The sequence below is a fragment of the Morganella morganii H1r genome (assembly GCF_000633515.1).
GTDB classification, from domain to species: Bacteria; Pseudomonadota; Gammaproteobacteria; order Enterobacterales; family Enterobacteriaceae; genus Morganella; species Morganella morganii_B.
Map to the genome: position 1 here is coordinate 1 of NZ_AYMP01000059.1, position 12,548 is coordinate 12,548.

General features: G+C 46.7%; 13 protein-coding genes and 2 pseudogenes. 14 read left to right on the plus strand and 1 reads right to left on the minus strand.

What is annotated here, in order from left to right:
- The first annotated feature begins 517 nt into the window (after positions 1-517).
- The 11 genes from U868_RS0121550 (at position 518) to U868_RS24230 (ending at position 10,685) form a co-directional block, all read left to right on the plus strand.
- A complete protein-coding gene (locus U868_RS0121550) occupies positions 518-829 on the plus strand; it encodes a helix-turn-helix domain-containing protein (RefSeq protein ID WP_051583097.1) in 312 nt (103 codons plus the stop codon).
- Between the two features lie 195 nt (positions 830-1,024).
- Complete coding sequence (locus tag U868_RS0121555) at positions 1,025-1,570, plus strand: fimbrial protein (RefSeq protein WP_025155086.1); 546 nt, start codon at positions 1,025-1,027, stop codon at positions 1,568-1,570.
- A gap of 68 nt (positions 1,571-1,638) precedes the next feature.
- A complete protein-coding gene (locus U868_RS0121560; RefSeq protein ID WP_025155087.1) occupies positions 1,639-2,364 on the plus strand; it encodes a fimbrial biogenesis chaperone in 726 nt (241 codons plus the stop codon).
- Positions 2,348-2,899, plus strand: coding sequence for a fimbrial protein (locus U868_RS23855; RefSeq protein ID WP_025155088.1), 552 nt, complete (start codon positions 2,348-2,350; stop codon positions 2,897-2,899). The genes U868_RS0121560 and U868_RS23855 overlap by 17 nt, the downstream gene beginning before the upstream one ends.
- 18 nt (positions 2,900-2,917) lie before the next feature.
- On the plus strand, positions 2,918-3,496 hold the full coding sequence (locus tag U868_RS0121570; protein ID WP_025155089.1) for a fimbrial protein: 579 nt from the start codon (positions 2,918-2,920) through the stop codon (positions 3,494-3,496).
- Between the two features lie 42 nt (positions 3,497-3,538).
- Positions 3,539-4,117, plus strand: coding sequence for a fimbrial protein (locus tag U868_RS0121575; protein WP_025155090.1), 579 nt, complete (start codon positions 3,539-3,541; stop codon positions 4,115-4,117).
- A gap of 14 nt (positions 4,118-4,131) precedes the next feature.
- Positions 4,132-4,884: a fimbrial biogenesis chaperone gene (locus tag U868_RS0121580; RefSeq protein WP_025155091.1), complete on the plus strand. Its 753-nt coding sequence runs from the start codon at positions 4,132-4,134 to the stop codon at positions 4,882-4,884.
- Positions 4,884-5,624 (plus strand): fimbrial biogenesis chaperone, encoded by a 741-nt coding sequence (locus U868_RS0121585; RefSeq protein WP_025155092.1) that lies wholly within the window; start codon positions 4,884-4,886, stop codon positions 5,622-5,624. The genes U868_RS0121580 and U868_RS0121585 overlap by 1 nt, the downstream gene beginning before the upstream one ends.
- Positions 5,625-5,707: 83 nt before the next feature.
- Positions 5,708-8,356 (plus strand): fimbria/pilus outer membrane usher protein, encoded by a 2,649-nt coding sequence (locus U868_RS0121590; protein WP_025155093.1) that lies wholly within the window; start codon positions 5,708-5,710, stop codon positions 8,354-8,356.
- 77 nt (positions 8,357-8,433) lie between these two features.
- Positions 8,434-9,528, plus strand: a complete 1,095-nt coding sequence (locus U868_RS0121595) for a spore coat protein U domain-containing protein (protein ID WP_025155094.1) — start codon at positions 8,434-8,436, stop codon at positions 9,526-9,528.
- Positions 9,529-9,641: 113 nt separating this feature from the next.
- Complete coding sequence (locus tag U868_RS24230; protein WP_162817277.1) at positions 9,642-10,685, plus strand: SPOR domain-containing protein; 1,044 nt, start codon at positions 9,642-9,644, stop codon at positions 10,683-10,685.
- Positions 10,686-10,993: 308 nt separating this feature from the next.
- Here U868_RS24230 and U868_RS0121605 read toward each other — a convergent pair whose 3' ends face one another.
- Positions 10,994-11,191 carry a hypothetical protein gene (locus tag U868_RS0121605; RefSeq protein WP_025155096.1) on the minus strand — a complete coding sequence of 66 codons (198 nt, stop codon included), beginning with the start codon at positions 11,189-11,191 and terminating at the stop codon, positions 10,994-10,996.
- A 132-nt stretch (positions 11,192-11,323) separates the two neighbouring features.
- Here U868_RS0121605 and U868_RS0121610 point away from each other — a divergent pair.
- From U868_RS0121610 to istB, 3 genes and pseudogenes are all read left to right on the plus strand, one after another.
- Positions 11,324-11,719, plus strand: a pseudogene (locus U868_RS0121610) (IS21 family transposase); the annotation flags it as partial.
- Entirely contained in the window at positions 11,719-11,922 is a 204-nt protein-coding gene (locus tag U868_RS26215) for a hypothetical protein (RefSeq protein WP_275886629.1), read from the plus strand. The pseudogene U868_RS0121610 and the gene U868_RS26215, both read left to right, overlap by 1 nt.
- A gap of 15 nt (positions 11,923-11,937) precedes the next feature.
- Positions 11,938-12,444: pseudogene (gene istB, locus U868_RS23860) on the plus strand (IS21-like element helper ATPase IstB); the annotation flags it as partial.
- Between the last annotated feature and the right edge of the window lie 104 nt (positions 12,445-12,548).

Consider the following 12,548-nt stretch of genomic DNA (forward strand, 5'->3'; position numbering starts at 1 on the left):
ACTATTGGTGGGTAGGATCACACTACACTCACATAAAATCCATAATAAATGTTAACTATCGATAACCATACTTAAAATGTCATTTAATTCAATCATATAACTTTATTATTTACATGTTGACATGTTTTGAATATCAAAATCAGAATTTTGTTTAAATCCATGAATTTGATTTTTTTTTGGTTCATTTAACTGTATTTTTATTTTTTTTAGTGTCGTATTGGAATAATAAACCGCTAAATTCAAATTAAAAAGTCAGACAATAATAGGGGGATGCATAAAAACCCATGAATAGTAACGATTATTTACTATTTCACTAATATGTGATCAGTTCATTCACATTTTTGCCATTCTCATTTTACACACATTACGACTATTGCATTAACAATTGCCGTGAGTAAAATAAGCATCGCCGCCACACAGGTTATTTGTATTGGTCAGGAGCGGCATACTAATTAAGTTATTTTTATTATAATTACACCTGAGTGAGATTATTAATCTGTTTATAAGGCGCTTATTTATGCCCGTTAATAACAAACAAAATTCTGCTGCCATTAATCAGGCAGCCGGTGCTGTTATTCGTTCATTACGGAAAGAAAAAAATTTATCAGGCTATGACTTAGGTTGTTTAACCGGATTAAGTCAACAGCAGATTTCCCGCTATGAGCGCGGTAACAACCATCTGACACTGACCCTGCTCATTGAGATATTATTTGCACTGGATGTGTCACTGGACGAATTTCTGTATCAGATAAATATTTATTGCGGCTTTACTGACAGTAAAAATATGCTGTCAGTATTCAGAAAGGAACTGAGTGTTATTATCCTTTAATGAGGATAGCACTCTATTTAACCACTGATATATATAACTAAATATCAGTAGCATTATATTTGTTGTATAAAAACTTCAATATAATTAAACAAAAAACGATGACAATAATATCATTTTATTCATTAAGAATAACTTATGAATATTTTGTCACCGATCCCCTTTTATTTTTTTATTACTATTTGATAGGAATTCAATATGACGTTCAAAACAAAATTACTTTCCGCTGCCCTTATTGCCGGCCTGTCTGCTACCGGCATGAATGCATTGGCGGCACCGTCAGCAGAAGTAACGTTACAGGGCATTCTGACGGATACCACCTGTGATGTGACCATCAACGGTGGCAAATCTCTCCTGAATGTTGGTGTGTTCAACACCAAGGTCGGCGGTCAGGATGCCGGATTCACTGCTGCCAATGCCATCACCACACAAAAAGCTGATATGCCCGTTACCCTGACCGGTTGTACCAAAGGTGAAGCCGGTGACTTGATTATCCAGGGTATCACTTCTGTCGGTAACAATGAGCAGAGCGTATTTGTTGCTCAGGATACCCAGACTGTCGGTTTTATGATTCAGGACAGCAGCGGTAAGACCGTCACTAACGGCAAAGGCGCAGCTGTTCCCTTGGTTGGGGAAGAAACCAGCGGACAGTACACCTTCAAAGTCGGTATGGCCACCACCAATGCCACACCGGCGGCCGGTTCTTACAGCGCGCCGATCCTGGTTGCTTATATCGTTGACTGATAGCAGTCAGCCACGGCAGCGCGCTTCACCGCGCTGCCTTATCCCATTAATTATCTGACGGAAAACGCATGGAAAAATTTACCCTACTCAGACACGCAGTCAGCAGCCTGGTATTGCTCTCCGCGACCTCCGTTGCCGGGATAGCCATCGACAGCACCCGTATTATTTTTCTGGCGGCTGATGATACAACCGGCAAAAGTGTCGGTATCACCAGTTCATCCGGCTCACTGACGCCGTATCTGATCAAAGCACAGATCCTGAAAACACCGGCCGGTGAGCAGGCGGATACCCCGTTTCTCGTCACGCCGTCACTGTTCCGTCTTGAGCCCGGCAGTACCAATCAGGTCCGGATTATGAAAAAAAATACCGCACTGCCGCAGGACAAAGAATCGGTATTTTATCTGCGTGCCATGGCGACACCGGCGGGCGAAAAAAACAATACACAGCAGGAAAACCATATCGGCGGCACCGTACAGGTTTCATCCGGCAATATTATCAAATTATTTTACCGTCCTTCCGGGCTGAAAATGAAACCACAGCAGGCCATGCAGTCACTGCAGTTTTCATCCGCCGGGAACGGATTACAGGTCACAAACCCGTCCCCGTATCACGTCACCCTGAAGTCCCTGACGGCCGGCGGACGCAAAGTCCCGCTGAATATTAAAGCAGGCAATACCATGATCGCCCCGATGAGCAGCAATATCTATCCCGGCGCACCACATCAGGGCAGCGTGGAATGGAAAGCAATTAATGATTACGGGGGCTCGGAGGTCTTTCATGGGCAGATCCGTTAACTGGTTACCGGGGCTGTGCCTGGCACTGTACTGCCTGTCTCCGGCGCTCCGGGCCGGAACAACCGAGCTTTCCGCCGTTATTACGGATGATATCGGCTGCGGGATGAGCATTCCGTCCGTATTGCAGTTCACCCCTCAGCGCACCACGGATTTTCAGGGCGCACTGAAAACCCATGAAATCAAGCCGTTACAGGCCGTTTTCAGTTGTACGGACAAAACAGGAAAGCTGACGCCGAAAATTACATTACAGGGCAACACCCCCTACAGCGCAGATACCCTTTTTCTTGACGGCACGCCCAACAGTGCCGGTTTCATGCTGCGCCTGTATGACGGTTCACAACCTTCCCTGAATGATTTTTATAACACCGGTAAGGCAATTGCCCGGGGTAAACAAATCGCCCTGACGCCGCTGAATGCGGAAAACAATTTCCGGACTGAGGAGACATTCCTGGTCGGACTGGTCGGTCCGGTGGACGGCCCGGCAACTCCGGGAGAGTTTTCGGCAGCCCTGATTTTTAATCTTATTTTTCAGTAAATTTTGAAGGTTCACACTATGTTATTTATCAGAAAACCTGTTTTTGCCTTTTTACTGCCGGTGATGATGAGTATGACAGCCGCAAACGGTGCGGTGGCGGCCACTTCCGCATCCACCGAATTCAAAGCGACCATTGTCGGCGGAGCCTGTGATATCACCGTTCCGGCCACTGTATCAGTGAATAAAGGGGCAGTGATCCCGTCAGAAGATATTATTGCCGGTAACAGCCCGGCGGAACCTTTCAACCTGAGACTGGCCGGCTGCAAAGGCTATGGTCTGACGCCGGAAATCACCCTTGAAGGGGATGTGGATAACACCTCCGGTATGCCGTTGTTCCTGACCAATACCAGCAGCACCAAAGGCTACGGTATTTTGCTGACCTTTGCCGGTAACAGCAATTTTAAAGCCAGTACCAACCTTGCCGCCGACCTGAAGCTGGCGGCTGCCAATAAAACCTGGTCAACCACGATGGCATCCGTGCTGAACGGCGACATTCCGTTAAACGCCGCTGTCAGCTGCGGCAGTTGTGCAGCAGATGCAGATATTCAGGGCGGTGAACTGAAAGCCAATGTCACCTTTAAATTTGCTTATAACTGACAGCCGCTGCGCATCAGTTTTTCCTGAAACCACGGGTTAACAATGAAAATAAATACTCTGTACAAAGCATTAGCCCTGACAGCAGGATTGCTTCCGGCGGCTTTTCAGACAGCAGAGGCGGGCAGCCTCACACAGTCGATTAATTTTAATGCCACCTTTTACGGCGGCAGCTGTGAAATTACAGCGCCGACCCAGTTGCCTTATAACAATGGTAACCCGGTTCCGGATGACTCGATTGCTGGTGATAAACTCTACCACCAGTTCAGTATCACACTGGCCGGTTGTCAGGGCTATTTTATGGCCCCAAAAATCGACGTTACCGGCAATACCATTACCACCAGTGACGGTGTGAAATTATTTGCTGATGCAGCGAGTACCGCAAAAGGTTACGGTGTACGCCTGATGACAGACGGTAACTCCCGATTTAACGCCAACAGCAATGCAGCCGTCTCTGGGACACTCAGTACCAAAAACTGGCCGGCGGGCGGGAATAACGCAACATCGTTAAACGGTCCGCTGGAATTCAGAGGCTATCTCTCCTGCGGGGACTGTACACCGGGCACAGGATTACAGGGTGGCGAGCTCAAAGCCACTGTGACATTCACCTTTTTATATAACTGATCTCCGGAGCGGCTATGAAATATTTACTTTTACCCCGCACATTTTTACTGATGGCTGCATTTATTATGCTGTCACCCGTCTCTGCTGCACTGGCAGCTGAAGGTGGCCTGCGTCTGGCACAAACCCGTATTATTTTTAATGCGGACAACAAAAATGCCGGTGCTGTTATCAAAAATAACGGTCAGCAGGTTTATCTGATTAAAGCGGCGGTGATGAATACACCGGAAGGAAATAATCCGGCATTACCTGCCGCACCGTTTATGGTGACACCGCCGATGTTTCGTCTGGAAAAAGAGAGTCAGAGCACGGCCCTGATTGTCCGTAACGGTACCACGCAATTACCGGCGGACAGAGAATCTGTCTTCTGGCTGAGCTTTCTTGCCATCCCCTCTGTCAGCAAAAACGGTGAGACACCAGATAACATGACCAGCGCACAGGTGTCTGTCGGTATCCGCAATGTGATTAAGTTGTTTTACCGTCCCGCCGGGCTGTCCCCCTCTTTTGAACAGGCACAGGAAAAGCTGACATTCCGCCGTGAGGGTCGCAGTGTCTCGGTGAATAACCCCACCCCTTATTACCTGACACTGGGCGCACTGTCATTTAATGGCAGAGATGTCAGCCTGCAGGATAACAATCCGATGATAGCCCCGTTTTCTTCGGCGATTTTCCCGGCAGAAGGAGCGGTATCACAGGTTCAGTGGGCGGTGATCACCGATTACGGTGATATGGGACAAATACACACTGCCGCTGTCAGTTCAGGAGAATAATGATGATCTGCCGCTGCCTTCTGAATACTGCCGCATTATTATTTGCTGTTACTGCCGCACAGGCGGGAAACCTGTCACAGGGACAGGATGGGATCACACTCAGTCATACGCGGGTTATCTACCCGGGCGATGCCCGTAACGGTATCACTTACACACTGACTAATAATACACCACGCCCGTATCTGCTGCAGTCACGGGTACTGCCGTACGGTGACAGCACACCGGAAGATGAGACAGGGGAAGCGGAAAAAACACCCTTTATTGTACTGCCGCCGTTAACCCGTTTTGAAGCGGATACCGCGCTGACACTGCGCATCCGCCTGACCCGGAATACACTGCCGCAGGATCGGGAATCCGTCTTTACGCTGGCACTGAATGCCATTCCGGCACAAACAGAAACCGGTGAGCAAACCCGTCTGATCATGAGCACCCAGAACAATCTGAAGCTGTTTTACCGCCCCGCCGGTCTGCCGCCGGCGGATGACGCAGTACTTGCGGAGCAGCCGGTATTCCGGCGCAGCGGTAATACGCTGACAGTGAAAAATCCGTCACCGTTTTATATCACCTTCAGTTCTCTGTCAGCCGGAAACACAGATATCGATCTGCGTAATGCCCGGATGGTCGCGCCTTTTTCAGAACAGTCATGGCCGTTACCTGCCGGTGCCGCCGGTGATCTCCGCTGGCAGCTGATAACAGATGACGGAAGGCCCGGCGAAACCGTCACCCGCCCTGCCGGCTGACCACACACAACAATAAAAACAGATAAGAACCCCGTTTCTGGTTAAACGGGAGGAGCCCTGCATCCGCAGGCCAGAGGAAGTCTATGAAAATACCTCATAATATGAATAAAATAACATCACAGCGCCCGTTTTTCCGTTACCGTCCGCTGGCATGGCTGCTGCTTGCGGCCACAGCACCGGTGATGGCGGATGACTATTTTGACCCCGGTTTTCTGAATATTGCCGGAGATAATTCAGATGTTGATTTATCTGCATTTTCTCAGGCCGGCAGTGTGGCGGAAGGTGAATATACGGTTTCTGTTTTTGTTAACCAGCAGGATACCGGGCAGTACACGCTCAATTTTGTTAAGAATACACAAGGGCAGATTGCACCGGAAGTGACTCCTGCACAGCTGGAAACCTGGGGCGTGAATGTTCAGCAGGTGCCTGAATTAAAACATTTGCCGAAAGATTTACCGCTGACAGACTTAAGTGCGCTTATCCCGGATGCATCCGCACGTCTGGAGCTCGGGCGTCTGCGCCTGGATCTCAGTATTCCGCAGGTTGTAATGCAGTCCATGCTCAGCCGTAATGCCGATCCTGCATTATGGGATGACGGCATTCCGGCACTGATGATGAACTATAACCTCAGTGCCGGCCGGACAACCAACCGCTATGACGGTGCCCTGAAAACACACAACGACAACCTGTTTGCCTCTGTCCGCGCCGGTGCCAACGCCGGGCCGTGGCGTCTGCGCAGCACCATCACACATACCCGTTTTGAATACAGCGGCGGGCGTAATGAAACGGCAAGCAGTCAGAACCGGACAGCATTTACCAATACCTATCTGATGCGTGATATCCGCCCGCTGCGCTCCTCGGTGCAACTCGGCGAAACCAGTACCGGCAGTGATGTGTTTGACGGATTTTCATTCCGCGGACTGAAACTCAGTTCCAGTGAGCAGATGCTGCCGGGCCCAATGCGCGGCTATGCTCCGGCAATCAGCGGTGTGGCAAACAGTAACGCCCGTATCACCGTTCGTCAGAACGGTAACATTATTTATGAAACGTATGTCGCGCCGGGTGCGTTCTATATCAATGATATTCAGCAGGCAGGACTATCCGGCGACTATGATGTCACTGTGACAGAAGCAGACGGCACAGAGCGTCAGTTCGTGGTGCCTTACTCTTCCCTGCCGGTCATGTTACGCCCCGGCGGATGGAAATATGAGGTGGCGGCCGGACGCTATGACGGCAACATCACCACACGCTCACGCCGTTCTGATTTTATCACCGGCACCCTGATTTACGGCCTGCACAATAATGTCACGCTCTTCGGCGGTGCATTGCTGGCAAAAGATTATCAGGCACTGAATGCGGGCAGTGGTATTTCGATCGGGGATTTCGGGGCGGTATCTGCGGATATCACTCACTCAACCGCAAAATTCACCAGCGATAACCATCAGAATGATGAACGGAAAACCGGTCAGTCATACCGTATCCGTTACTCGAAAAGTATGATGTCAACAGGTACTTCGGTGGATTTAACAGCCCTGCGCTATTCAACTGAACATTTCTATAATTTCAGTGAGTTTAACAGTCAGGGATACCGCCCTGAGGAGGGAGTCAGCCCGTGGACATTGCAGCGCCGCCGCACCAGTTTTCAGACACAGCTCAGTCAGCAGATGGGACCGTACGGCTCCCTGTATTTCCGCGCCAACCGGGATGACTACTGGGGAAGTGACCGCACACTGACCGGGTTATCGCTGGGCTACAGCAACAGCATTAAAGGCATCAGTTACGCCGTGAACTACAACATCGACCGGGTCAAAGATAATAACAATGACTGGCCGGAAAACCGTCAGTTATCCCTGAATGTCAGCGTGCCGTTCAGTCTGTTCAGCTCCGGGCAGAATATGCAGCCCATGTACGCCACCTACTCGGTCACCCATGACAATACCGGCAGAACACAGAACAACACCGGTCTGACCGGCAGCCTGGCGGATGGCCGGTTCTCTTACGGTGCATCACAAAGCTGGGGAAATAAAAATCAGGTTGCCAATACTAACCTCAATAGCGGCTGGCAGGGTGACAAAGTCAGTATCAGCACCGGTTACAGCTACAGTGATACCACTCAGTCACTGAATATGAATGCCTCCGGCGGCGTGCTTGTGCATCCGGAAGGGATAACGTTCAGCCGCTCAATGGGGGATTCCGTGGCACTGGTCAGTGCGCCGGGGGCTGAGGGTGTCAGTGTGAACGGCGGCAGTGCCGTCACTGACAGCCGGGGCTATGCAGTCGCACCTTATTTGTCTGATTACAACAAAAACAGCATCGGGCTGGATCCGGCAACACTGCCGGAAAATGTGGACCTCGTGCAGTCCAACGTCAACGTTTATCCGACTCAGGGTGCCGTGGTGAAAGCAGATTTTGCCACCCGTGTAGGCTACCAGGTATTAATGACGCTGAAACAGGAGGCCAAAAGTGTCCCGTTCGGTGCCATTGCCACCCTGATCGACAGCCATACCGGCGAAGCGATCAGCGGCATTGTCGGCGATGCCGGTCAGGTGTATCTCACCGGCCTGCCGGAAACCGGGAAATTACAGGTGAAGTGGGGAGACACAGAGGTACAACAATGTCAGGTCAGTTTCGATCTGCGCCACCTTACGACCAGCGACGATATACCGGTTCGACAGGTAACATATATGTGCAAGGGAAATAAATTAACAGCTGCCACTGTATCAGGGAAATAGCAAAAAAGTAACAGTGCAGGTTTATAATAACTCATATAATACCATACGAACAACAAATCAAAAAAAGAGAATATTGAATGAACAAAATGACCACTACTTTAAAATCAGAAAGAAATTTTTATTCACACATGAATAAAATTAAATATTATATTTTTATTACATTATCATTATCGCATCTTTCTTATGCTGATAATATCACACTAATATCACCTGGGGAAATGAAAAAGTTCCCTATAATAATAAATGAAAATGCAAAATCCGGTAATTATAATAACGATGTTAACTGGTTTGGTACATTATCTAAAGTTGATACGTCTAGACTTTCTATTTCGTGCGATAAGAATATTGATCCGAGTGGATGGTCATCTGACCATAAAGTTTTTGGCCTAAAATATGATAATGATATAATCATTAGCTTTGATGGTTCTATTGGCGGAGTGGCTGGAAATGATGTTTTAACTTATTCAGGAAGTTGGATTATGACACCATACTCTGACCAAATTAACCAACAAAATTATTCAAAATCATGTTCAACATATAAGCTGGGAGGCTTTATGAACATATATCAACCCACTAATAAGGCTTTTGTTACGAAACAAATAAATGGCAGTGTCATTTTGTACGTCGGTCCTCAGGCAATAATTAATAGTGATACCAATATAAATGCATATATTACTTATCCGGGAATAGTAGTACCAATTTTTTCATCTGTTGTGAGAGTTACTTCACCGAGAGAATGTACTGTCAGTACTGATAACACAATTACATTCCCACAGGTTGATGTTACCAATGAAATTAACTCTCATCCTATGACAAATAAAAGCGGTAATTTAACTATTACCTGTAACGACACATCCAATGCGCCTGTTAATATTGAAATACAGGGAAAAAAAGGTCGATACTCGGATACAATGGCATTAACTATGTCTGACGGGGATAACGCACCTGCGGAGGTTCGTGGCTTTATTGGTACTGATATCCCACTCAATGGCCAATGTAACGGAAGAAATGACGGATATAAAGGTGTTGTTCACTTTGTCCCTAACGGTGGGCTTGAAAAATTATCGCTAAAACCAGGGACAAATAAATACAACTGGGTTCTATGCAGTACAGGAGAATATAAAACCGGTAAAGCAACTGGCTCAGCCAAAATGATTATCAGTTGGGATTAATATCAATGCATGAATATTTTTTCTCTATTAATACTTACAGACTTTGCTGTATAGCAATGATATTGTACCTTGCTACACTACCAATGTTTTGCAGTGCTGCTAATAACAATGCCGTGAAAATACATGATACCGGCGTTCAGTATATTAACGGCGATGGTGTCCCCACCGATGCAGAAAAAGGGCGTTATCATATTCACCGCTCCGCCCTCATGCATTTTCCGCTGGCGCAATATCATCTGGGGATTTTATTTTATACCGGAGAAGGCGGTGACAAAAATACCGCCTGCGCCCGCTGGTGGCTAGGAAAATCCGCGCTTGCCGGTGGTGACATTAATATAATGGCACAGAAGGCACTGGCCGATATTTATCAGGAAACAGAGAACAATCCTGCTGAGCATATATTACTGACTCAGCCGACGGATATTGCCCGCTGTGAAAAATTACCGGAGAGCGTCGCTGCAAAAATGGCTGTTACGGCTGTGCAGCAGATTGTCTCCGCAGCAGAAGCCCTTCCGGTGATTCCGCCTTTTCTGGCTCAGACAACACGGTTTACCCGGTTATCAGGTCATCTGGCAGATTCACTGGAAACACAGATCCCGCAGCTCTGGTCTGTACTCTCCGCACCGGTGGTAAAACCGGTTCCGCCGGTACCAGATGAAATCACCATTACAATTATTCAGCCGGTTAAAACAGAACAGGAAAGCACGGCACTGGTGATTCCCCCGGAGCCACCGGTGACCATTTATCCGTCTGAAACGGTTATTCCGGATAGTATTATCAGTCTCTCTGTAGCAGATAACCAAACGCTCCCCCGCAGAGAGAACAAAAATTCACGCCCGGTATCACACAACACCGGCCGGGATCTGCGTACTGCTCCTGCGTATCACTACACACTACAGCTCGGCAGTGCTGCAACACCGGACGGCCTGTACCATTCAGCCCGGCGTCATAAATTATCAAACTACTTAGTTTATGAAACTGTTCGCAATAATCAGCGGTGGTATATATTGGTTTATGGCGATTACCCAAATTTATCATCCGCGAAATCAGCATTACGCTCTCTGCCGACGGTTTTTTATAAAAATAAGCCTTGGGTACGCAACCTGAAACAGGTTCAAAATGAATTACCGAACTTGCTGCAAAAATCACCTAAGTAAGACAATAGCAGAACAGTTACTGCTCGACAGTCAGATCTGTGCAACGCCGGTACTTTCCCAGCAGGCGGCGTAACAGGAATGGCGCTACATGGGGTCTGAAGCCCAACGGTACGAAACTGTACGCTAAGTGTATTTTTTGAGCAAATTTGAGAGGTAAAAAAACGGTGAATTTGTTAATTCTTACCATCGAAACCGGTTACTATACGGCTTTCAGCTTTTTTGAGTAAATAAATCAGGTAATAGGATCAGCGAAAATCCGTTCACAAGTATAAAGAATTTATATGATTTTAAATCATAGTATTATGCTATTACCGTACGTTTTCGTTCCATTGGGCTTGAAACCCCTTTAACGCATAAGTTTTAGTAGTTGGTCCTTTGAGCTTCTTTTGGGCATCCAGCCATTCATAAGCTATGCGAATACAATCATTGTGCTCATGAAGAATGTCATTGCGGGAACTGTACCGTGTGGTTTTCTTTGCTTGTTCAATTTTTTTGTCAGTCAGCATTTGTACTCTCCATCGCCGGATAGTGCGGTAATCCCCCCGAAAAACCGGTGTGTTCATAAGTAGAATTTTCTCGTAATCTGAACCGGGGAGAATTCTATGAAGAAAGCACGTTTTACCGACATTCAGATCATGTCTATCCTGAAAAACCAGAGTACTTATAATCCCTATCATTATTTATCTGCGTTAGTGAAAAAACCGGGAGCGTTACGCCACGGTGAACCTTTTATGCACTGGCCATTACCTGATTGTATTAAAACACTTCAGAAACACCTGATGTCGCAGCCGAAGGGGGATAAAGCTATGGTTAAATTACTGAGTTTGATTGCTGATTTTGGTCAGGATATTGGTATTACGGCAGCCGAAATCGCGTTAGAACAGGGGATCCCGACGGTTGAGGCTGTACTCAATATTATTCTTCGGCTGACTGAGCCAGTAATTCCGGTTCTCGAATCCAGACATATTCCTTTAATTTGTCCGCCAGTGGCAAATTTAAATCACTTTGATCAGTTATTGGTAAGGAAATCATAATGGAAAGACAAGACTATCTCGACGCATTAAAAATATTAAAGCTCAGCACAATGGCTGATGCATTTAATGATATTGTTATTGAAGGTATAAGACGAAAAAGGCCGACATTAGAGATTTTAGAGAAATTATTAAACACAGAAATTACACAGCGGAAAATAAATCAGACAGAAGCAAGAATTAAGCGTGCACGCTTTCCTCAGTAACGTCATTTCAGTGACTTTAATTTTAACCACAGCACGCTGGAACAGGCTCATCTTGACTTATTAATGTCTGGTGATTATGTAAAACAAAAAAAGAATATCCTCTTTGTCGGTGGTCCGGGCACAGGAAAAACACATCTTGCCACGGCTTTGGGGCTTCATGCGGTAACACAGGGGCATAAGGTCAGGTTCTGGAATGTACTTGAGTTAGTGAATCAGCTGGAATTAGACAGCGATAGTAAAAATTATAAATTAACGCCTCAGATGCAGAAGCACGATATTGTTATTTTAGACGAATTAGGTTATCTGCCTTTTAGTCAGCGGGGAGGAACACTATTATTTCATTTTATCAGTCAGCTTCATGAACAAACCAGCTTAATTATTACGACCAACCTTGAGTTTTCAGAATGGGCTAAATTATTTACAGATACAAAAATGACAAACGCATTACTTGATAGGTTAGTGCACCATTGCCACACTCTTGAAACAGGTAATGAATCTTACCGTTTTAAACACAGAGATTAATCCTGTTTTTTTAGTCTTTTGGTGGAGTGTTTTTCAATGATCATCATGGTGGATTTTTTGAAGATCATTGACAACGCCACATATTATATCTATGGACTACCTCC